Raw genomic sequence first — 23,076 nt, forward strand, 5'->3', positions numbered from 1 at the left:
CTCCTTTCGGAATGGATTTTCTATATAAATTGATTTCTTATTTAATTAAGAAAGAGCAGCTTTAACTTGGTCAGCAGCTTCTTGGAATTGAACCGCAGATAAGATTGGCATACCAGAGTTGTCAATTAATTCTTTTGCAATTTCAGCATTTGTTCCTTGCAAACGAACGATAATTGGCACGTTAATAGCGTCACCCATGTTTTTATAAGCATCAACAACACCTTGAGCAACACGGTCACAACGAACGATACCTCCGAAGATGTTAATTAAGATAGCTTTTACGTTTGGATCTTTCAAGATAATTCTGAAAGCTGTTTCAACACGTTTAGCATCAGCAGTTCCTCCTACGTCAAGGAAGTTAGCAGGCTCAAAACCAGCGTATTTAATTAAGTCCATCGTTGCCATTGCAAGACCAGCTCCGTTTACCATACATCCTACAGTACCGTCAAGGTCAACATAGTTAAGACCAACTTCTTTAGCTTCAACTTCGATTGGATTCTCCTCACGGATATCTCTCATTTCAGCATATTTTGGTTGTCTGTATAAAGCGTTATCGTCGATGTTAACTTTAGCGTCAACAGCTAAGATTTTGTTATCAGAAGTTTTAAGAACTGGGTTGATTTCAAACATAGAAGCATCAGAACCAATGTAAGCATTGTAAAGTGCGTCGATGAATTTAACCATTTCTTTGAAAGCATTTCCAGAAAGACCTAAATTGAAAGCAATTCTTCTAGCTTGGAAACCTTGTAATCCTACAGATGGATCAATTTCTTCAGTAAAGATTAAGTGTGGAGTGTGCTCAGCAACTTCTTCGATATCCATTCCACCTTCAGTAGAATACATAATCATGTTGCGTCCAGTACCTCTATTCAATAAAACAGAAACATAAAATTCAGAAGTTTCGCTTTCACCTGGATAGTAAACATCTTCTGCAACTAATACCTTATTTACTTTTTTACCTTCAGGCGGAGTCTGAGGTGTAATCAACTGCATTCCGATGATTTGTTCTGCTAACTCTTCAACTTGTTGTAAGTTTTTTGCCAGCTTAACTCCACCACCTTTTCCACGACCACCTGCGTGAATTTGTGCTTTTATTACATGCCATCCTGTACCAGTTTCGGCAGTTAATTGTTTTGCAGCAGCTACAGCTTCAACCGCATTGTTAGCCACAATTCCGCGTTGTACGCGTACTCCGTAACTCGCTAAAATTTCTTTTCCTTGATATTCGTGTATGTTCATAATATAGAATTTGTCTGGTTCTGAATTTATTTCAGAATAAAAGTGCGACAAAAGTAACAAAATACAACTTAATAGTAAAATCTTTTTCAATTAAATAAATGTTATATATAGGTATTAGGCGTTGATAATTTTTCAAAGCAAACAAATCGTTAACGGAACAATTTGTTAATGTTAACACAATTCGCATAAAAAGTTTGATATTTAACAAAAAATTCATTGGTTTTATTGGCCTGCCGACGATTTTTCCTAATATATTTTAAGAGTAATTATATTTTTAGCAATTCGAGATACCTAATATAACAATATTAATAATTAAGAACCCTTTTTCTAATATTACAGCAAAAATGTAAGCAAAAGCACTATTTCAATACATTATGTTTAACGAAATCTTTATTTTTGTAAAAAAAATATCAAGAATGAGAGTTAAAGAACAAGGGCTTTATCTGCCTGAATTTGAACACGACAATTGTGGTGCAGGATTTATTTGTAATTTGAATGGTATTAAGTCAAATGATATTATTCACAAAGCATTAGACATCTTAATTAAATTGGAACATCGTGGTGCCGTAAGTTCTGATGGAAGAACTGGTGACGGAGCCGGAATTTTATTCGACATTCCTCATGATTTTTTTAAGAAAGTTTGTGACTTTGAAATCCCAGAAGCGCGTGAGTATGCAGTAGGAATGGTTTTTTTACCAAAAAGCAAAAACCAGGTTTCTTTTTGTATTAATGCATTTGAAGCTACTATCAAAGATCAAAACTTAAAAGTTTTAGGTTGGAGAGATGTACCCGTTGACGTTGAAAATCTAGGTGAAATTGCCGCAGAAAAAGAACCAACAATTAAACAAGTTTTCGTTTCTAAAAACGGACAAGATTTAACTGAACAAGAATTTAATGCAAAACTTTTTGCAGCTAGAAAAATTGCTGAACATGCCGTAAGAGGATCTAAAACTTCTGAAAGCCACATGTTTTATTTTACTAGCTTATCGACAACTACTATAATATATAAAGGTCTATTGATGCCAGAAGACATCAGCCGTTATTATATAGATTTGAAAGATCCAGACTTGGTGACTCGTTTAGCGCTTGTACACCAACGTTTCTCTACCAATACATTCCCATCTTGGGACTTAGCTCAACCGTTTAGATACATGTGTCATAATGGTGAGATCAATACACTTCGTGGAAACGTAAGCCGTATGCGTGCTCGTGAAGAGCTTATGCAAAGCAAAGTTTTCGGAGAAGACATTAAAAAATTATTCCCAATTATCTTAGAAGGAAAATCAGATTCTGCTTCTATGGATATGGTGATTGAACTTTTATTAATGACTGGCCGTTCTCTTCCAGAGGCAATGATGATGGTAGTTCCTGAAGCTTGGGAAAAACACCAAACAATGTCTCCAGAAAAAAGAGCTTTCTATGAGTACAATGCTTGTATCATGGAGCCTTGGGATGGTCCTGCTTCTATTCCGTTTACAGATGGAAACGTAATTGGAGCTTTACTAGACAGAAACGGATTGCGTCCTTCTCGTTATACCTTAACGAAAAGCGGATTCGTAATTATGTCATCTGAAATTGGTGTATTAGACATCGATCCAGAAGATGTAATTCAGCACGGTCGTTTAGAGCCAGGAAAAATGTTCTTAGTTGATATGAATGAAGGGCGTATCATCGAAGACGAAGAAGTTAAAAAAGCGATCGTTACAAAACGTCCATACAAGCAATGGGTTGATGAAAACTTATTGCCATTGGCTAGCGTTCCATATACTAACAATCCTACTCCTGTTGAAAAATTAGATTTCTTAACAAGACAGCGTTTGTTTGGTTATACTATTGAAGATTTAAAAACCATCATCAACCCAATGGGAAGTGACGGAGCTGAAGCAATCAGTTCTATGGGTAACGATACGCCTTTGGCAGTTCTTTCAGATCAGCCACAGTTACTGTACAATTACTTCAAACAATTATTTGCTCAGGTTACAAACCCACCGTTGGATGGTATTCGTGAAGAAATCATTACTGACATCAGTTTAGCAATTGGTGGAGATTTCAATATTTTCGAAATCGAATCGAAACAATGTAAAAAATTAAAAATCCAAAATCCAGTTATTTCTAACGAGGATTTGGATAAAATCAGAAACATTGATCACGCAGATTTCAAATCGGCTACAATTTCTACTTTATACAAAATAGAAAAAGGAGTTAACGGTTTAGAAAGAGCGCTTGAAAAATGTGTTCAGGCAACTTTTAAAGCGGTTGAAGAAGGATGCAATATCATCATTTTATCTGATAGAGGTGTAAGCGAAGAATTAGCGCCAATTCCAATGTTATTGGCTTGTTCTTACATTCACCACTCTTTGAACATTTTACAAGTTCGTTCTAAATTCGGAATCATTATCGAATCTGCCGAACCAAGAGAACCTCATCATTTTGCTTTATTGTTCGGATACGGCGCAAGTGCCATCAACCCTTACATGGTAAATGAAATCATTCACGATCAAGTTGAAAAAGGTTTCATTACAAAAGTAAAAGCTGATTATGCCGTTGTGAACTACAACAAAGCAATTGCAAAAGGAATCGTGAAAATCATGAACAAAATTGGTATCTCTACTTTACATTCGTACAGAGCTGCTCAGATTTTCGAGATTTTAGGTTTAAACAAAACATTTACATCTAAATACTTCCCTTATACTCCATCAAGAATTGAAGGAATTGGTTTAATGGAAGTGGAGAAAGAAGTTAAAAAACGTTTCCAAAAAGCTTTCCCAAATTCAAAAATCGCAAACTTGCTTTCTCTTGAAATTGGAGGTATTTACAGATGGAGACGTGGTGGAGAAAAACACATGTTTAACCCAACCACTATTTCTAAATTACAACAAGCGGTTCGTTTAAACAGCCCAGAAAGTTATAAAGAATACTCAAATGCCGTTAATGAGCAAAGCTCAAACTTAATGACCATTAGAGGTTTATTTGAATTCAACAATTTAGATCCAATTTCTATTGACGAAGTAGAACCTTGGACAGAAATTGTAAAGAAATTCAAAACTGGAGCAATGTCTTACGGTTCTATCAGCCAAGAAGCACATGAGAACTTAGCGATTGCAATGAACAGAATTGGAGGAAAAAGTAACTCTGGAGAAGGTGGAGAAGATCCAAGACGTTTCCAGAAAGAAATTAACGGAGATTCTAGAAACTCTGCAATTAAGCAAGTTGCATCAGGACGTTTTGGTGTTTCAATCAACTATTTGACAAACGCTAAAGAAATCCAAATTAAAATGGCTCAAGGTGCTAAACCTGGTGAAGGTGGACAGTTACCTGGAGAAAAAGTTGTGCCTTGGATTGCTGAAACGAGAAACTCTACACCTTACGTAGGTTTGATTTCGCCTCCTCCTCACCACGATATTTACTCTATTGAGGATTTATCTCAGTTGATTTACGATTTGAAAAATGCAAACCGCGAAGCTCGTATTAACGTAAAATTAGTTTCTGAAGTTGGAGTTGGAACCATCGCTGCCGGTGTTGCCAAAGCAAAAGCTGACGTTATCTTGATTTCTGGTTATGACGGAGGAACGGGAGCTGCACCATTAACATCTTTACAGCACACAGGTATTCCGTGGGAACTTGGTTTAGCTGAAGCACAGCAAACTTTGATCTTAAACGATTTAAGAAGCCGTGTAGTTTTAGAATGTGACGGACAGTTAAAAACAGGACGTGACGTTGCGATCGCTGCTTTATTAGGAGCTGAAGAATTCGGATTTGCAACTGCACCGCTTGTAGCTTCTGGATGTATCATGATGAGAGCTTGTCACTTAAACACTTGCCCAGTTGGTATTGCAACTCAGGATCCTGAATTGAGAAAAAACTTCAAAGGAACTCCAGAGCACGTAATCAACTTCATGTATTTCATTGCTGAGGAGTTAAGAGAAATCATGGCACAATTAGGTTTCAGAACTTTAAAAGAAATGGTAGGTCAGTCACAAAAATTAAATGTGAACAAAGCCATCAAACATTATAAAGCAAATGGTTTAGACTTGTCAACCATTCTATACAAACCGGAAAAAGCGAAAACAGAGCCAAATCATAATACAACAACTCAAGATCACCAACTTGAAAACGTATTGGATTTTGACATCATCAAAGAAGCGATTCCGTCTATCTATAGAAAAGAGAAAACAAGAGTAACTTTTAAAATTAAAAATACAGACCGTTCTGTAGGTGCGATTTTGAGTAACGAAATCTCAAAAATCTACGGCGCACAAGGATTACCTGATGACACTATTTTAGTTGATTTTGAAGGTTCTGCTGGACAAAGTTTTGGTGCTTTTGCAACAAACGGATTGTCATTTAAAATTCACGGAAACTGTAATGATTATTTAGGAAAAGGTCTTTCTGGAGGAAAATTAATTGTAAAAGTACCTCCTACTGCAACTTTCAACCCTGAAGACAATATCATTATCGGGAACGTTGCCCTTTACGGAGCTATTACCGGAGAGGCTTATATTAATGGAATGGCTGGAGAGCGTTTCTGTGTAAGAAATTCTGGAGCAACAGCAGTTGTTGAAGGAATTGGAGATCATGGATGCGAGTACATGACTGGTGGTACAGTAGTAGTTTTAGGAAAAACAGGAAGAAACTTCGCAGCTGGTATGAGCGGTGGTGTAGCTTATGTTTACGATCCAAACAAGAAATTCGATTCTACAGTTTGTAACATGGAAATGGTTGCATTCGATCCAATGGAAGAAGAAGATCTTACGAAACTAAGAAAACTGATCAAAAATCATTCATTGTACACCAGCAGTCCATTAGCAAAAAGAATTTTAGCAGACTGGGAAAATCAACAACAGCACTTCGTAAAAGTAATGCCAACTGATTACAAAAAAGCATTACAAAGAATTGCAGAAGAAAAACAAATAGAAGAACTAATAGCTTAATTAAAAGGTTCTGAGATACAAAGGTGCAGAGGTGCTAAGTTTTTAACCCACCTCTCACATTTTACAACTCACAACTAAATTTATTTAAATGTCATGGGTAAAATAGGCGGATTTAAAGAATATAACAGAGCCGATGAAAGTAATTTAGCAGTAGCAGAACGTGTTTCTAACTACAACGAATTTACTATTCCGGTACCAAAAGATAAATTAAAAGAACAAGGATCAAGATGTATGGACTGTGGAATTCCTTTTTGCCACAGTGGTTGTCCGTTAGGAAATTTAATTCCTGACTTCAACGACATGGTGCATCAGGAAGAATGGCAGAGTGCATTAGAGATTTTACAATCTACGAATAACTTTCCTGAATTTACAGGACGCTTATGCCCTGCTCCATGTGAGAAATCATGTGTATTAGGAATCATCAAAGATCCGGTTTCTATCGAAAACATCGAAAAAAGCATTGTAGAAAGAGGTTTCGCCGAAGGATGGATCAAACCACAAGCGCCAAAAACAAGAACTGGTAAAACTGTTGCTGTTATTGGTTCAGGACCTGCAGGTCTTGCAGCTGCTCAGCAATTAAACAGAGCTGGTCACACGGTTACTGTTTTTGAAAGAGACAATGCAATTGGAGGTTTATTACGTTACGGAATTCCGAATTTCAAATTAGAAAAAGGAATTATCGATCGTCGTGTAGCTATTCTTGAAGCAGAAGGAATCACTTTCAAAACTAATGTAAACGTTGGTGTTAATTTCAGTGTTGAAGAATTAAACCAATTCGATTCTATCGTTTTATGCGGAGGAGCAACTGAAAGAAGAAGCTTGCCAACTAAAGGAATCGAAAGCAAAGGTGTTGTTCAGGCAATGGATTTCTTGACACAACAAACTAAAGTTTTATACGGAGAATCAATTCCAGATCAGGTTAAAGCAACTGGTAAAGATGTAATCGTTATTGGTGGTGGAGATACAGGTTCTGACTGTATCGGAACTTCAAACAGACACGGAGCTAAATCAGTTACTAACTTTGAGATTTTACCAAAACCTCCAGTTGGAAGAAGCGAGTCAACTCCATGGCCTTTCTGGCCGTTGCAATTAAAAACATCTTCTTCTCACGAAGAAGGTTGCGACAGAAACTGGTTGATCAACACTAAAGAATTCATTTCTAATGATAAAGGTGAATTAACTGGATTAAAAACAGTTGAAGTACAATGGAAAATGACTCCAGGTCAGCGTCCTGAATTGATTGAAAAAGAAGGTTCTGAGAAAATCTGGCCTTGCGATTTAGCTTTATTGGCTCTTGGATTTACAGGTCCAGAAAAAACATTAAGCGAGCAGTTAGGAATCGAAACTGATATGAGAAGCAACTACAAAGCGCATAACTATCAGACGAACGTTCCTCACATTTTCACTGCTGGTGATATGAGAAGAGGACAATCATTAATCGTGTGGGCTATTTCAGAAGGTCGCGAAGCTGCAAGAGAAGTAGATTTATTCCTTATGGGATCTACAAACTTGCCTACTAAAGGAAAAGGAGATTTACCGAGCTTATAATTTTTAAGTTTCTGAGATACTAAGATGCTAAGGTTCTAAGTTTTTTTTCCTTGCATTTTATTAATCTTTTCCGATAACAACATAACTACTAACAAACCCTTGAATTTATATTCAGGGGTTTTGTTTTTTTTTAGCCACAGATTATATGGATTTTCTTTCAGCCACGACCCGAGCGATAGCGAATTGGCGAAGCAATTACACCAATTTCCACGAATTTTTGTTTTCTAGCCGATTTCCCTTGCAAGCATAGCCCGTGGTTTCAACCACGGGACGCAATATATGATAACGTCCAATCCGCAACGTTTCCCGTGGTTGAAACCACGGGCTATATTTTGAGCATTTTTTGCGAAAAATCTAAGATTAAAAATTTGTGGAAATTCACGTAATTCGTGGCAAACAAAAAAATCCTTTTAATCTGTGAAATCTGTGGCAAAAAAATAATTTCAACAGCATTTAAGAATAAGTTAATTCGCGAATTCGAGCCAAAAAAACTTAGTACCTTAGCATCTTAGAACCTCAGAACCTCTAAAAAGGTTACAAAATTCCAAAAACACCAACTTTTTGTTTGAAATAAAACAATTTGTTATATTTTGTTATTTTTCTGCAAATTATTTGCTGGTAATCAAAAGTGTAATAACTTTGCCCAAAATGATTTAAAAATGCAAGCAAAAGATTTACTGCAGTTAGCAGACCAATTTGGAAGTCCATTGTATGTTTACGATGCTGAAAAAATCCAATCTCAGTACAACAGATTAACTAAAGCTTTCTCTAAGGTAGAAAACTTAAGAGTTAATTACGCCATGAAGGCATTGTCTAACATTGCGATTCTACAGTTATTAAAGAACATGGGGTCTGGTTTAGACACTGTATCGATTCAGGAAGTTTTATTAGGACTTCATGCTGGCTATGAACCCGAAAGAATTTTCTTTACACCAAACGGCGTTTCTCTAGAAGAAATCGAAGAAGTTGCCGCAATGGGTGTACAAATCAATATCGACAATTTATCTATTCTGGAGCAATTCGGAACAAAACATCCACATATTCCAGTATGTATTCGTATCAATCCACACGTAATGGCGGGCGGAAACGCTAACATTTCTGTTGGACATATCGATAGTAAATTCGGAATTTCTGTGCACCAGATTCCGCATATCTTGCGAATTGTCGAAAATACAAAAATGAGCATCGTTGGAATTCACATGCACACAGGATCTGATATTTTAGATATCGAAGTATTCTTGTATGCTGCTGAAATCTTATTTGATACCGCAAAACATTTCAAAGATTTACAATTCTTAGATTTCGGAAGCGGATTCAAAGTTCCTTACAAAAAAGACGATATCGAAACAGACATCGAAGAATTAGGTAAAAAATTATCTAAAAGATTCAATGCTTTCTGTGCAGAATACGGAAGAGATTTAACGTTGATTTTCGAACCAGGAAAATTTCTGGTGAGCGAAGCAGGTCATTTCTTAGTAAAAGTAAACGTTGTAAAACAAACAACTTCAACAGTTTTCGCTGGAGTAGACAGTGGTTTCAACCACTTAATTCGTCCAATGTTATACGGATCTTCACACCATATAGAAAACATCTCAAACCCAAAAGGAAAAGAGCGTTTTTACTCAGTTGTAGGATACATTTGCGAAACCGATACTTTTGCAAACAACCGTAGAATTCAGGAAATTACTGAAGGAGATATTTTATCTTTCAGAAATGCTGGAGCTTACTGTTTCTCAATGTCTTCAAACTACAACTCAAGATACAAACCAGCCGAAGTTCTTTGGATGAACGGAAAAGGAATCTTGATTCGCCAAGCCGAAACATTTGAAGATTTACTTAAAAATCAAATTCCGTTGCCACAAGAAATTGCAGCTACGGTTTAACAATAGAAAAAAAGAGAATATCAATTGTTGAAATCCCGTTCCCGAAAGGTGAACGGGATTTTTTTTACTCAATCTTGTCATTTCGAGGGACGAGAAATCTTCACAAGAAACTCCGTAAAGAGAGTTACTTCACACCAGTTTGTCATTTCGACGAAGGAGACTCGAGCGATAGCGAACAGGCGAAGCGAATCTTCGCAGGTAGCTCCACAAAGAAAGTCAAAACACGCAAAGTAACCACAATATTTGTCATTTCGACGAAGGAGACTCGAGCGATAGCGAACAGGCGAAGCAAATCCTCGCAAGTAGCTCTACAAAAAAAAGTCAAAACACACATAACGAAACCACCAAGTTTGTCATTTCGACGTAAGGAGAAATCTTCGCAAGAAACTCCACCAAGCATATAAAATCCATTACAAAAGAAAGAAAAATCTTAAACAATTATTTATCTTTAGCCGAAAAAAAATGCATCAACAAGAAGGCTATCACACATACTACATATACATTCTTACAAACAAATACAAAACCGTTTTCTACACAGGAGTCACAAATAATTTAAAAATTCGCTTAAGTCAGCACAAAGAACACAATACAACGGGAAACAAAACCTTTACTGCAAAATACAATGCTACTTATTTGTTGTACTACGAAAAATTCACTTGGATTCAAGAAGCAATTGCTCGTGAAAAAGAAATAAAAGACTGGCGTAGAGAAAAGAAAATTGAATTAATAAAAACCATTAATCCTGATTTGGATTTTCTAAATTATTTATTTGAATAATGTTTCCAATCTTTGCGGAGCTACTTGCGAAGATTTCTCCTTCGTCGAAATGACAAGATTGTGGATAATTAAGAAGTGATTAAAAGTTTTATAACTACTAAAAAAAAATATTTTTCAACAAATATTATATTTGAAATAAAGAAGTAAATCGCAATTATTTGTAAACTATGAATTCCTTTGAAACTATTTATGATTTTGCATCCAGCGACGGATTCAAAAAGCTTCAAATATTATTTGTTCCAATTGGGTTTTTCTTATTTTCAAGATTTCTCCTATTCTTGATTGAAAATGACAAAGATGAAGATTTATTTAAAGATCCCGAACAGCAGAAATTTAAAGTGTATATATTCCAATATATTTCTGTATTTATTTTTATACTTTTCGTATTAATGTTTGGCAGTAAATATTACAAAACTTATAGCTTATACAACAACTCTCTATTTGAAACTGAAGGATTTGTAACCAATTTTCACGCAATGCCTGAAGGTGGTCACGATAGCGAAAGATTTACTGTTAATGGAGTACAATTCCAATTCTCAGATTTTGACATATCAGGTTTTGGATATAATAATGCAAAATCACATGGTGGAGCAATAGACCAAAATAAATATGTTAAGATTGGCTATATCAAAATAGAAAATTCAAATCAGATTTTAAAATTGGAAGTCAGAAAATAAGAATCAATTAAATTATAAGAAAAACCGTATTTTTGTTTCAGAAAAAATTAAATACCTTTGAAATTATGAGCACGACATCAAAACCAAAACATATCGGCAGAAACATTAGCCGAATCAGAGAGCTTAAAGGTATGAAGCAGGAAGCGCTTGCAATTGCGATTGGTTTAAGCCAGCAAACAGTTTCTAACATTGAAGCAAGTGAAACTGTAGATGAAGAAAGACTTGAAGAAATTGCAAAAGCTTTAGGCGTTACTAAAGAAGCAATTGAAAATTTTTCTGAAGAATCTGTTTTTAATTTTTTTAATAACTTTCACGATCATAGCTCTATTAGTGGTGCACAAGGAATTAATAATAATTGCAATTTCAATCCACTTGACAAAGTTGTAGAACTTTACGAACGTTTGGTTCAGGCTGAAAAAGACAAAGTGGAATATTTAGAAAAATTACTAAAAGGGAAATAATTCCTTAGAAATATAAATTTTACAAAAGCACAGAGATTTACTTTGTGCTTTTTTTAAGCCCAGAAACAAAATGTCATATCTTCTTCTTGCCCTTTTTATCGTCCTACTAAATTGCTCCATTTTTTATTTTCTAAAACCTGAAAATGGGTTAAAAAAAATACTTTTGTATGCATTAGTCTATTTTGTAATTGCAATAGTTTTTACCAAAATTTATACTTTACTAAACATCGAAGGAATGCCAAATGGCTTTGCATTTTTTGTACTTTTAATGTTTAGCTGGTCAATCGTATTAATGCATTTTTTAAAAACCTTAAATAACAGAAGAATAAATATTGCAAAACAATTACAGATAGAAAACAATAAACTTATTAATTCTTCTGCTTATCTCACACTTATTACGGTCTCTATAACTGCCTTTCAATTGTATTTAATTTTATCAAAAACGATTAATGTTTTTAGAAGTTAGTTAGAATTTTAAAATTAAACTTGGCAAATAAAAAAAACATTCAAAGTTTTAAAAATAAAACAGCTTTTTAACTCCAATAAACCACCAGTTCAATGAAAAAAATTTTAGCAGTAGGACTACTTTTTTTTGCAATATCAAATGTTACAGCCCAAAGTAAATTTACTTTAGAAGAATCATTCTCAAATTACGACATTAAGTACGAAAAAAAAAGTAAAGATTGTGAATATAAAATCTACGTAGACAGTATTGGCACAACAAAATATACTCTCTTTTTAATTAAACTACCTAGCGGAAATAATTTTAAAAATACTCATTCGGTATTGGTTTATAATGAACTTGAAAGGAAGTCAACTTACTTTTTTCCAAAAGAAGAAAATAAAACTTCAAATTTAGATACGATCTCTATGGTGGTCAAAAGTTTAATTTCTCAAAATTTTAAGCCCAAAAAAGATATTACGTTATCGGATAAAAACCTGAATAGCCAAATAATAAGTCAAGCTAATAGTAAAATTGCAGATTTAGTAAATAAAAATTATAAAAAATTCGCATTTTCATTGCATCCGTTTACACTAAAAGGGCAAAACTATAATGAGGCAGGTCAGAAATTACAGGATGATTTTCTGCAAAGCAAAATAAACCTTACCTATTTGAAAGGAAAGTCTATTGTTACATCTCAAATAATCAATCATAATCAGCAACTAGAATGTCTGATGAAATGGGAACTTGATGTAAAAGCTGATAATCAGAATCAAAAATTGGTCTGGAATATTTTAGCAACTTCTATTGACGATGGCAAAAATTGGTTTTTTACAGAGTTTGGAAATAAAGAAGGTCTAGAAATTTTGGCAAATGATAAATTTATAAAACTGAATAAAATAATAATTTCTAAAATTACTCTCAATAGTTTTAAATAATCCCCAAAAGCAATGAAACCTACAATCCTACTATCAACACTATTCCTACTATTCACAACAAATTTATTCAGCCAAACCTTAGCCGATTTAAAACTAAAACCAAAAGAAATTCCGAAAGGCGGTTATATGGTAAGCGATGGCAATATTTGCATAACGCCACAAGCTTGTAGTTTTTATAATGATATTGAAACCTACAGTAACATTGTTGGAACTATAAAAAGTAAAGCTATTCAGAGTTTTAAAAGCAAAGCAGATCGCGGTTCTATTATGTATTTTGAATTTGATCATGTTTTTAAAGGTGATCGTTTCCTGCAAGGCTTGCTTTGGGGAAAAGCAGGTGAACCAACAGACGAACATCCAGAAGAATATGTTGTAAAAGGAAAATTTCTAATCATTTGGAGTTTGAAGGCCGATAGTCCGCTAAAAGAAAAATCGGAAACCAAAATAGAAACGCTTTTACCATAAAATAAACTTGAATAACGCTGCAAAACATGACCAAAACATACAGACAAGGCGCAATTGGAGCTGTACTCGATGAATACGAAAGAGCGATTTTAGATTTAAGCAAAACGATCTCTTCTTTTAGTGACACAGCACTTACGGCAACAATCAATGATGTATCGATTCAGTCAATATTATCTCATGTAGTTCGTTCTGGATATGCTTATGCCTTGTACATTCAAAAATTGTTGGGAGAGCAAAATAACATCCCAGATCTTGTATATAGAAAGACTGTTTCCGAGTATCAAAATGACTTAACTGCATTTTTTATTTTCACAGAAAATGTGCTTAAAAATTTTAGCGATAATCAATTGGAAGAATGCGACGACGAGAAGAAAATAACAACTTCTTGGGGACAAGTTTATGATATTGAACAAATGATGGAACATGCAATTGTACATATCTTACGTCATAGAAGGCAAATTGAAAAATTCAAAATTGAGCTTGAAACCAAATAATCAAAAAAGTTTGTTAATCTTAATTCATGAAGTTCACAGACTTCATCTTGCATTCATCATTTAGTAGTATCTTCGCGTATAAAAAAATCATCCTAAAAATATTAAAATGAAACCGCAAATAAGAATCCTGATTTATTCTATACTTTTCTTTTTATACCTTACTTCTACGCATCTTCTGCTTGAATTAAACGAAAAGTTTAAAGGTGATCCGTTTGTAACTTTAGGAGTTGGTTTCGGTATTTTGAATCTTATTTATGCCTTCACAGCTTTAAAATGGAAACCGTTGCTTAATGTACTTTGCGCTGTCGGAATTGCAGCTTTAGCTATGTTTCTCGCTTTACAGTTTACCAATTTACATCTGTTTGTCAATTACGATCCTTATCAGGTTAAAACTGCCATTTTTGCTAATGCTGTCTTCTCAATTATTTTTTGGGAGATTGTGTATCAGGTGAAGATTAGAAAATCTAAATAATATATTTTAATTGCCTCCATTCATAAAAAGTCTCAAAAGGGCTTTAGCCAAATAAATAAATTTTGGCTAAAGCCTTTTTTCTGCATATACTGCCCTCAGCTAAAGCTGAAGGCAATTCATAATATGATTGTTCAATAATTCATAAAACAATATATTTTCGTAGGTAATTTTTTATATTAGCATTTTAAAATCATTTAAGCCTAATATGAAAATTAGAACTCTACTCCTTTTATCATTACTAACTATTTCTTGTAAAAAAGAAACTAAAACTGAATCAGAAACTCCTAAAATTGCTTCAAAAGATTCTCTAAAAGTGACTGAAAAGAAAGAACCCGAAACACAAAAGGCAGATACGATTGTGTTATCTACAAAACATAAAACCAATAAAATTTTATGTGATCTTGACGGAGATAATCTAGATGAAACTGTAGAAATTTTTAGAAGCGTAAAAAACCAAAAAAGCGGTTTTAGAATCACTTTCGGAAACGGAAAAAGAACTGATTATTTAGGTTTTGGAAATAATATTTTAGGAAGAGGTTTTGACGAAATTGATTGGGCTGGAATTTTTGAAAAAGCGCCTAAAAATGAAGTTTACTTTGATAACGTAAATGAAGACGGCGACATTATCGACGAAGAACAAGTTGCAGAAGAAGACAAAATAAAACTGCCAAACGATGGAATCTTTATTCATGCCGATGAAAGTTGTGGCGGTGGCGTTATATATTTGAAAAACGGAAAATACGAGTGGATTCAGCAGGAATAAACTCTTAATAGTAACTCCAAAATTTACGGAATATGAAAAGTACATTAGAAATTGCCAATCGTTTTAGAGAAGTTATTTTAAACGGAACTTGGATTGCAAATACCAATTTTAAAGATCAGCTAGAAAATTTAGATTGGAAAATTGCTAATAGTCCCATTCAGGATTTAAATACGATTGCGGCTCTGGCTCAGCATGTTCATTATTACATAAACGGAATCAATCAGGTTTTTAAAGGCGGGTCATTAGAGATAAAAGACAAATTTAGTTTTAACTTCCCTCCTATTCATTCGCAGGAACAATGGAATAGTTTTCTAACTAAATTTTGGTATGATGCCGAAGCGTTTGCCACTTTTGTAGAACAAATGCCCGACGAAAACCTCAATGATGTCTTTGTAGAAGCAAAATACGGAACCTACAAAAGAAACATAGAAGCTATGATTGAACATAGTTATTACCATTTAGGACAAATTGTACTGATAAAAAAACAACTCTCACATTAGAATTGCACATAACCTTTTTATGAAAAAAATTACAATCTTATTATTCTTTATTCTTCTCTTTTCAAATTGCAAACCAGAGAAAAAAGATGAAATTAAAACTGAGGTTTCAAATGAAAAACCTTCAACGGAAGAACCTTTTATTTTAACAGTTGAAAAAATCGATTCTACACAATTTCCAAGTTCAATAAAATACGAAGGTTTTATAAAAAATGCTGTTCGCTGGAAAGATAAATTGGGAGATAATATTGTGATTACAACAGAAACAGATATACATTTTAATGACAAATTCAAACATGAATTAGATGGAAGAGATGCTGAATTATTTGCGTATCATTTTATAATTTCAGACAATAATGTTAAACAGACTTGGAAAGTGTACGATTATATTTCAGATTGTCCTGTTGATATTGTAGCTTCATTTGTAAAAAACACTTTTCAGGTCACAGATTTAGACAAAAACGGAATTGCCGAAACTTGGCTCATGTATAAAACCGTATGTCATGGCGATGTTAGTCCGTCTGACATGAAGATTATTATGTACGAAGGCAATACAAAATATGCCATGCGTGGCGAAAACAAAGTCGCTGTTGGCATAGATGATAATGGAAAAAAACAGTTTGAAGGTGGTGAATATAAACTAGATGAAAACTTTAAAAAAGGTCCAAAAGTTTTTAAGGAGTTTGCTCAGAAATTATGGAATGATAACTTGATCGAAACATGGGAAGATTAAATGTGTCTACGATAGCAGATGCAAAAGATATATCGTACAGCGGGACAGATGTTTATTTTGAAAATAGCTTTTTCTGCTCCTTAAAATAAATTAGAAAAAGGCATAGTTGTTGAAAGTTAAATAAAATATATTTGCAACTTCAAAAAACACACTATGCAAAAAATTACTTTTCTACTTTCTATATTGTTTTTAGCTTTTTCTTCTTGCGGGGTAAAAACAACACAATCAATGCTTAGCGACGGAAATTATGACGGCGCAATTGATCGCGCTGTTGAAGCACTTCGCACCAAAAAAGATTCAAAAGGAAAACAAGATTATGTTTATCTGCTTGAAGAAGCTTTTGCAAAAGCCAAAGATCGCGATTTGCGTAATTTGGAAATGCTAAATAAAGAAAACAATCCTGCAAATGCCGAACGCATCTACAATACTTATGTACAGCTAAATAACCGTCAGGAGAAAATTAGACCAATTCTGCCTTTGCCTTTATTGAAATTGGGACGAAATGCAAATTTTCCGTTTGATAATTATTCTAATGAGATTGTTAACAGTAAAAATGCACTTTCGAAATATTTATATGAAAACGCTTCGTCTCTTTTGAAATCGAATAACAAATTGGATTTCAGAAAAGCATACGATGATTTTGCTTATTTGGAAAGCATTAATCCTGGATATAAAAACACCAAAAAACTGATGGACGATGCTCAGTTTAAAGGAACTGATTTTGTGGATGTTTATGCCAAAAACGAAACCGAAATGGTGATTCCGAAAATGCTTCAGGAAGATTTATTAGATTTTAAAACCTACGGATTAAACGATAAATGGACGGTTTACCACAGCACGAGACAAAAAAATGTGACTTATGATTATAGTCTGATTTTGAGTTTTAGACAAATCGCTATTTCGCCAGAACAGATTAAAGAGAAAGAATTTGTAAAGGAAAAACAAGTTAAAGATGGTGTAAAAACACTTTTGGACAGCCGTGGAAGGCCTGTAAAAGATAGTTTAGGAAAAGAAATTAAAGTGGATAATTATAAAACGCTTCGTGCAACGGTTTACGAATTCAGACAGTTTAAATCTTGCCTTGTAACAGCAAAAGTGGATTATGTAGATTTAAAAAGCAATCAGTTGGTGCAGACTTTCCCAATAAGCAGCGAATATGTTTTTGAAAACATTTACTCAACTTACAAAGGAAACAGAGGCGCTTGCGATGATAACTATCTTGGGTATTTTGACAAACGCGCTGTTGCGTTTCCAAACAACGAGCAGATGGTTTATGACACAGGTGAAGACTTGAAAGCCAAACTTAAAGATATCATTGTAAAGAATAAATTTAGAAGGTAATTATGTAACACGATTATAGAAGAAAAGACGCATTTTTGATGCGTCTTTTTTTTGTTTACAATATTCTCATTAAAAAAAATCGCATTTTTATATTGCGCAACCAAAAAGTTGCGTATATTTACAACTGATTAGTTGCGAAATAAATATTCCAAAAACATGAAAAGAGATATTTTTCAAGCTATTGCCGATCCGACGAGAAGAGCAATATTAGTTTTGATTTCTTCAAGTGCATTAACCCCAAATGCTATTGCAGAACAGTTTCAAACTACAAGACAGGCAGTTTCTAAACACATTAAAATACTGAATGAATGTGATTTATTGGAAGAAAAGAAATTGGGCAGAGAAATTTATTATCAGCTCAAAATTGATAAAATGAAAGAAATTGATCAATGGCTGGAGCAATTCAAAGCAATTTGGGAACAGCGTTTTAGCCAATTGGATCAAGTATTACTTAACTTAAAATCTAAAGAAAATGAAAACTGATTTATTAATGAATTTTTCTGTAGACAAGGAAAATAAAACAGTGAATGTAAAACGCGAATTTGACGCGCCATTGTCAAACGTTTGGTCTGCTTGGACAGAAGCCGAAATTCTAGATTTGTGGTGGGCACCGGCTCCGTTTAAATCTAAAACTAAAATCATGGAGTTTAAAGAAGGCGGTCGAAGATTGTATGCTATGGTTGGCCCTGACGGCACAGAGCGTTGGAGTTATTTTGAATATTCTTCGATTTCTCCTAAAACAAATTTCAAGCATTCTGCTACTTTTTCTGATGGCGATGGAAAACCAAATTCAGAATTTGGCAGTTCATATTGGGATATTACTTTTTCTGAAGAAGGCAATTCGACAATTGTTGATATCACAATTAGACGTGACAGTTTTGAAGAACTGCAAAAAATTATCGAGATGGGCTTTAAGGAAGGATTTACTTCTGCAATGCAAGGTTTGGATAAAATCTTAGCAGAAAAATAAATGTATTTTTAATTGAATTAATTATTATAAAAAATGTTAGATCTGATTTAACACATAGAAACATAGCCTTAGAATATAGAGAAAAGGCGTTTCACTAATCTAAATGCACATAGTTAAGCTATATGTGGAAACTAGTTTCTTTTGCTTTCTTTCCTAAAATAAAAATCTATGTTTCTATGTGTTTTAAATTTCATCCGACTGGTTATTAACTAAAAATCTAAAGAAAATGAAATCAAATCTTTTAATGAATTTTACTGTTGATAAAGAAAATAAGACTGTCAATGTAAAACGTGAATTTAACGCCTCTTTATCTCAAGTTTGGTCTGCATGGACAGAAGCGCAAATTTTAGATTTATGGTGGGCGCCAGCTCCGTGGAAAGCCAAAACAAAAAGCATGGAGTTTAAAGAAGGCGGCCGACGATTATATGCCATGCTTGGACCAGAAGGAGAAGAGCATTGGGCTATTGCTGATTTTACTTCAATTAGTCCGAAAAGTAATTTTAAATACTTAGATGCTTTTAGCGACAGCGAAGGAAACCTAAACAAAGAATTCCCACGCTCTGACTGGGATGTGACTTTCTCTGAAAAAGACGGATCTACTTTTGTGGATGTTGTAATTAAACATGAAAAACTATCTGATTTGGAAATGATTATTCAGATGGGCTTCAAAGAAGGTTTCACCATTGCAATGGAAGGTCTGGATGCTATTTTTGCAGAAAAAAAATAAGAATTAAAAAAAGTCTTACTATTTGTTAAATCCTGCATTTTTGCAGGATTTTTTTGTATTTTCGATCTGAAAATTAATTTTATGATCTAAAAAACTAAAAAAAATACAAATGATGAAATTCTTTACTTTCTTGTTTTTGTTCATTTCAGCTGCCGTTTTTTCACAAAACAGATACGAGCTTTCTGATGAAGGACAAGACAAACTCTATCTTTCCGATTCTATTTCAAACCTTGCTAAAGCTGGAAAAATCACAGATCATCCGATTGTAGTGGTTGATGGAATTCCACATCGTTTTGAAGATCTAGAAAAAGAAAAACTTGTTCTTTCTAAAATTGAAATCAAAAAAATTATTGCTCTTGAAAAAAAAGCTGGAATCAGTATTTATGGCAATTACGGTGAAGCTGGCGTTTTAATTGTCACTACAAATAGAAGCAGTTATTACAAGCCTGAACAAGAAGTGAAACAAGAATCTTTACCACAAAATTTCAAAAATTAATGACCAAATTTATTGCCCTAGCTTTTTTGCTTTTTTCTTCGAATTTTATATTCAGCCAAAAAAATAAAACTAAAACCACAGAAACTCCAAAGCCTTTTGTATTAGGCGTTATCGATGAAATTCAATCAAAAGAATTAAACGAAAAAAGAGTTTTAAACATTTATCTTCCTGAAGGTTATAATCCTGCGGACACTACAAAATATCCTGTCATTTATTTGCTGGACGGTTCTGCCGATGAAGATTTTATTCATATTTCGGGATTAGTTCAGTTTAATAGTTTTGAATGGATTAATCAGGTTCCAAAATCAATTGTTGTGGGTATCGCAACTGTTGACAGAAAAAGAGATTTTACCTTTCCTACTACTCTTGAAAAAGATAAAACTCGTTTTCCAACCACAGGCCATTCTGATCAATTTATTGCTTTTATTGAAAAAGAATTGCAGCCTTTTATTGAAAAGAAATACATGACAAATGATTCTAAAACCATCATTGGTCAATCTCTTGGCGGATTATTAGGAACTGAAATCTTACTCAAAAAGCCCAACCTTTTTAACAAATATGTTATTGTAAGTCCTAGTATATGGTGGAACAATGGCTCTATACTTGATTTGGATTCTATAATGCTGAAAGAAAATTTTAATCAGCCAACTGAAATTTATATTGCTGTCGGCAAAGAAGGGTTGACTCCAACAGAAATTCCGCGTGTTATGGAAGTTGACGCTAATTTACTTGTAGAAAAACTAAAGGAATCAAAAAGCAAAAATGTAAAAGTCTATTTTGATTACTTCCCCGAAGAAAACCACGGATCGATTCTTCATACAGCTGTTTCTAATTCGTTTAAGTTTTTTTATCCTCGCATTAAATGATCAAATAAGCTGTTTTATACAAAACGGCTCGTTTTGTTTAACCAAAAAATCATAAAAGAGACTCTTCTTTTATGATTTTTTAGTTTAAAACTAAAAGTAATCACTTATGAATCAAACGATAATAAAATCAAAAAAAGAGACAAAAAGCAACAACCAGTTTTTTAAAAAAAAATAAACAAAATTACGTTTTCCCGTAAAGATGTTAGTTTCTTATTACAGTATATTTGGCCAAAAAAATTATAAAACAATTTAACCTAAACAAACAATTTTTATCACTCAATTAAAAGAAGAATAATTCTTTTATTCATCAAACCAAAATAAAACAAATCTATAATAACCTATTTAATTTAATGAAAAAACAAATTTTATTTATTGCTTTAACCCTTCTTTTATCTATTAAAAATTATTCTCAAATAACTTTCGAAAAAGGATTTATCATCTCAGAAAACAATCAAAAAACAGAATGCTTAATTGAAAATATAGATTGGAAAAACACTCCTACCAATTTCAGATACCGAATTTCTAATGATTCGCCTATTATCGACGCAGATATTAAAACTGTAAAAGGGTTTGGTATTACTGGTCAAAACAAATTTATAAGAGCAACTGTAAATATAGACCGCTCTACAAAAAACCTGCAAAACATGACCAAAGACAAAAATCCTGTTTTTAGACAAGAAAATTTGTTTCTACAGGTTCTAATGGAAGGAAATGCTTCTTTGTATTTGTTTGACGATGGAACCGTAAGACGCTTCTTTTACAAAATGAATGATTCTGAAATAAAGCAGCTTGTTTACAAAACTTACTTTGCAAATGACGATCAAATTTCTAAAAATAATCAATTTAGAGAACAGCTTTATCTTGATTTGAAATGCGATAATATTCAACAAAATGAATACGAGACATTAAGCTATTCAAAAAGTGCTCTAATGCGTATTTTTACAAAATATAATAAATGCACAAATTCTGAATTTGTTGATCTTGAAGTAAAAGAAAAGAAAGACTTATTCAACCTTACACTTAGACCTAGATATAATAACAGTTCGCTGTCTATGGATAATTCTGTTTTTGCAGGAATGGACTTTGATTTTGGAGGAAAATCTAGCTTTAGTTTAGGAATTGAAGCTGAATTCATTTTACCATTTAATAAAAACAGATGGTCTATTATTGCTGAGCCAACGTACCAATATTACAAAGGAGAGCAAACAATACAAAGTTCTCAGGTTGTTGGCGGAACGCTAACAGGTAAAGTAGATTACAAATCCATTGAATTACCAATAGGTCTTAGACGTTATTTCTTCATTAATAAAAATGTCCAAATATTTGCTAACGGATCTCTTGTTGTAGATTTCAGCAACAATTCTAAAGTCAGCGTTACAAGAAAAGATGGCTCTGAACTAAATAAATTGGATGTAAAGTCAGGCATCAATTTTGGATTTGGTCTAGGATGCAAATTCTTAGATAAATTTAGTGCAGAGGTGAGATATCAAACACCTAGAGGCATATTGGCAGAAAATCCGAATTGGGGTTCTTCTTACCAAACCACTTCTTTAATTGTTGGATATTCTTTCTTTTAATTTTAATTTAGCTAATTATATATGCTAATTGATAAGATTCTCAATTAGCATATATAATTATAATAAAATCACCCTAGCCACCCTTCTCGATCCAGACTTCTATATTGAATCGCTTCAGCAATATGAGAAGAAACAATATTTTCAGAATGATCTAAATCGGCTATGGTTCTGGAAACTTTCAGAATTCTATCATAAGCTCTAGCAGAAAGATTAAGTCTTTCCATGGCTGTTTTCAGCAATTCTTTTGAAGGCTCATCCAAAACACAAAACTCACGAATTAGTTTACTGCTCATTTGTGCATTATAATGTACATTCTCAACGGTTTCAAATCGCTTGGTTTGAATTTCTCTTGCTGTGGTAACTCGTTTACGAATTTCAACACTGCTTTCTGCTTTTCGTTCGTCTGATAGTTTATCAAACGGAACAGGAGTAACTTCTATATGAATATCGATTCGATCTAATAATGGTCCAGAAATTTTACTCATATAACGTTGCATTTCGTGCGGAGAAGAAGTATTTGGCATACTTGGATCGTTAAAGAATCCGCTCGGACTTGGATTCATACTCGCAACCAACATAAAAGACGATGGATAGGTTATGGTAAATTTAGCTCGCGAAATAGTTACTTCTCGATCTTCTAACGGCTGACGCATGACTTCTAAAACATCTCTTTTGAATTCCGGCAATTCATCCAGAAACAAAACACCATTATGCGCCATCGAGATTTCTCCCGGCTGAGGATAACTGTTATATTTAACTAATAATGAGACAAAAAAGCT

General features: G+C 33.6%; 22 protein-coding genes and 1 pseudogene. 21 read left to right on the forward strand and 2 right to left on the reverse strand.

From position 1 onward, the window contains the following. Nucleotides 1–45: 45 nt before the first annotated feature. On the reverse strand, nucleotides 46–1,239 hold the full coding sequence (sucC, locus tag DMA14_RS05860) for an ADP-forming succinate--CoA ligase subunit beta (protein ID WP_091131042.1): 1,194 nt from the start codon (nucleotides 1,237–1,239) through the stop codon (nucleotides 46–48). Between the two features lie 416 nt (nucleotides 1,240–1,655). Between sucC and gltB the strand changes: the two genes are divergently transcribed. The 21 genes from gltB (at nucleotide 1,656) to DMA14_RS05965 (ending at nucleotide 22,297) form a co-directional block, all read left to right on the forward strand. After that, nucleotides 1,656–6,170 (forward strand): glutamate synthase large subunit, encoded by a 4,515-nt coding sequence (gene gltB / locus DMA14_RS05865; RefSeq protein WP_111423848.1) that lies wholly within the window; start codon nucleotides 1,656–1,658, stop codon nucleotides 6,168–6,170. 93 nt (nucleotides 6,171–6,263) lie between these two features. Beyond that, nucleotides 6,264–7,718: a glutamate synthase subunit beta gene (locus DMA14_RS05870; protein WP_012024227.1), complete on the forward strand. Its 1,455-nt coding sequence runs from the start codon at nucleotides 6,264–6,266 to the stop codon at nucleotides 7,716–7,718. Between the two features lie 590 nt (nucleotides 7,719–8,308). After that, nucleotides 8,309–9,601, forward strand: coding sequence for a diaminopimelate decarboxylase (lysA, locus tag DMA14_RS05875; protein WP_262510315.1), 1,293 nt, complete (start codon nucleotides 8,309–8,311; stop codon nucleotides 9,599–9,601). A 462-nt stretch (nucleotides 9,602–10,063) separates the two neighbouring features. Beyond that, nucleotides 10,064–10,378 (forward strand): GIY-YIG nuclease family protein, encoded by a 315-nt coding sequence (locus DMA14_RS05880; RefSeq protein ID WP_111423850.1) that lies wholly within the window; start codon nucleotides 10,064–10,066, stop codon nucleotides 10,376–10,378. Between the two features lie 167 nt (nucleotides 10,379–10,545). Then, on the forward strand, nucleotides 10,546–11,055 hold the full coding sequence (locus DMA14_RS05885) for a hypothetical protein (RefSeq protein ID WP_111423851.1): 510 nt from the start codon (nucleotides 10,546–10,548) through the stop codon (nucleotides 11,053–11,055). A gap of 65 nt (nucleotides 11,056–11,120) precedes the next feature. Next, nucleotides 11,121–11,516, forward strand: coding sequence for a helix-turn-helix domain-containing protein (locus tag DMA14_RS05890; protein WP_111423852.1), 396 nt, complete (start codon nucleotides 11,121–11,123; stop codon nucleotides 11,514–11,516). Between the two features lie 163 nt (nucleotides 11,517–11,679). Beyond that, complete coding sequence (locus DMA14_RS05895; protein WP_157957673.1) at nucleotides 11,680–11,982, forward strand: hypothetical protein; 303 nt, start codon at nucleotides 11,680–11,682, stop codon at nucleotides 11,980–11,982. A gap of 92 nt (nucleotides 11,983–12,074) precedes the next feature. Further along, on the forward strand, nucleotides 12,075–12,896 hold the full coding sequence (locus tag DMA14_RS05900) for a hypothetical protein (RefSeq protein WP_111423854.1): 822 nt from the start codon (nucleotides 12,075–12,077) through the stop codon (nucleotides 12,894–12,896). Between the two features lie 12 nt (nucleotides 12,897–12,908). Then, complete coding sequence (locus DMA14_RS05905; protein WP_111423855.1) at nucleotides 12,909–13,361, forward strand: hypothetical protein; 453 nt, start codon at nucleotides 12,909–12,911, stop codon at nucleotides 13,359–13,361. Between the two features lie 26 nt (nucleotides 13,362–13,387). After that, nucleotides 13,388–13,855 (forward strand): DinB family protein, encoded by a 468-nt coding sequence (locus DMA14_RS05910; RefSeq protein ID WP_111423856.1) that lies wholly within the window; start codon nucleotides 13,388–13,390, stop codon nucleotides 13,853–13,855. Nucleotides 13,856–13,961: 106 nt separating this feature from the next. Further along, nucleotides 13,962–14,327 carry a hypothetical protein gene (locus tag DMA14_RS05915; protein WP_111423857.1) on the forward strand — a complete coding sequence of 122 codons (366 nt, stop codon included), beginning with the start codon at nucleotides 13,962–13,964 and terminating at the stop codon, nucleotides 14,325–14,327. 205 nt (nucleotides 14,328–14,532) lie between these two features. Then, on the forward strand, nucleotides 14,533–15,090 hold the full coding sequence (locus DMA14_RS05920; protein WP_111423858.1) for a hypothetical protein: 558 nt from the start codon (nucleotides 14,533–14,535) through the stop codon (nucleotides 15,088–15,090). Nucleotides 15,091–15,122: 32 nt separating this feature from the next. Beyond that, complete coding sequence (locus DMA14_RS05925) at nucleotides 15,123–15,590, forward strand: DUF1572 domain-containing protein (protein ID WP_111423859.1); 468 nt, start codon at nucleotides 15,123–15,125, stop codon at nucleotides 15,588–15,590. A gap of 19 nt (nucleotides 15,591–15,609) precedes the next feature. Then, a complete protein-coding gene (locus DMA14_RS05930; RefSeq protein ID WP_111423860.1) occupies nucleotides 15,610–16,320 on the forward strand; it encodes a M949_RS01915 family surface polysaccharide biosynthesis protein in 711 nt (236 codons plus the stop codon). Between the two features lie 153 nt (nucleotides 16,321–16,473). Next, nucleotides 16,474–17,661 carry a hypothetical protein gene (locus DMA14_RS05935; protein WP_111423861.1) on the forward strand — a complete coding sequence of 396 codons (1,188 nt, stop codon included), beginning with the start codon at nucleotides 16,474–16,476 and terminating at the stop codon, nucleotides 17,659–17,661. 156 nt (nucleotides 17,662–17,817) lie between these two features. Next, nucleotides 17,818–18,144, forward strand: coding sequence for an ArsR/SmtB family transcription factor (locus DMA14_RS05940; RefSeq protein ID WP_111423862.1), 327 nt, complete (start codon nucleotides 17,818–17,820; stop codon nucleotides 18,142–18,144). Next, the gene (locus DMA14_RS05945) at nucleotides 18,134–18,631 is read left to right on the forward strand and encodes an SRPBCC family protein (RefSeq protein WP_111423863.1); all 498 of its coding nucleotides are present in this window, start codon (nucleotides 18,134–18,136) and stop codon (nucleotides 18,629–18,631) included. Before DMA14_RS05940 ends, DMA14_RS05945 begins: the two co-directional genes overlap by 11 nt. 226 nt (nucleotides 18,632–18,857) lie before the next feature. Beyond that, nucleotides 18,858–19,358 (forward strand): SRPBCC family protein, encoded by a 501-nt coding sequence (locus tag DMA14_RS05950; RefSeq protein ID WP_111423864.1) that lies wholly within the window; start codon nucleotides 18,858–18,860, stop codon nucleotides 19,356–19,358. A gap of 109 nt (nucleotides 19,359–19,467) precedes the next feature. Continuing rightward, nucleotides 19,468–19,854, forward strand: coding sequence for a hypothetical protein (locus tag DMA14_RS05955; RefSeq protein WP_157957674.1), 387 nt, complete (start codon nucleotides 19,468–19,470; stop codon nucleotides 19,852–19,854). Further along, on the forward strand, nucleotides 19,854–20,720 hold the full coding sequence (locus tag DMA14_RS05960) for an alpha/beta hydrolase (protein WP_111423866.1): 867 nt from the start codon (nucleotides 19,854–19,856) through the stop codon (nucleotides 20,718–20,720). The genes DMA14_RS05955 and DMA14_RS05960 overlap by 1 nt, the downstream gene beginning before the upstream one ends. A 350-nt stretch (nucleotides 20,721–21,070) precedes the next feature. Beyond that, nucleotides 21,071–22,297 carry an outer membrane beta-barrel protein gene (locus DMA14_RS05965; protein WP_111423867.1) on the forward strand — a complete coding sequence of 409 codons (1,227 nt, stop codon included), beginning with the start codon at nucleotides 21,071–21,073 and terminating at the stop codon, nucleotides 22,295–22,297. Between the two features lie 68 nt (nucleotides 22,298–22,365). Here the strand turns inward: DMA14_RS05965 and DMA14_RS05970 are convergent. Beyond that, nucleotides 22,366–23,058: pseudogene (locus DMA14_RS05970) on the reverse strand (YifB family Mg chelatase-like AAA ATPase); the annotation flags it as partial. Nucleotides 23,059–23,076: the final 18 nt, after the last annotated feature.

Source organism: Flavobacterium sharifuzzamanii (assembly GCF_003254585.1).
In the GTDB taxonomy this organism is placed as follows: Bacteria; Bacteroidota; Bacteroidia; order Flavobacteriales; family Flavobacteriaceae; genus Flavobacterium; species Flavobacterium sharifuzzamanii.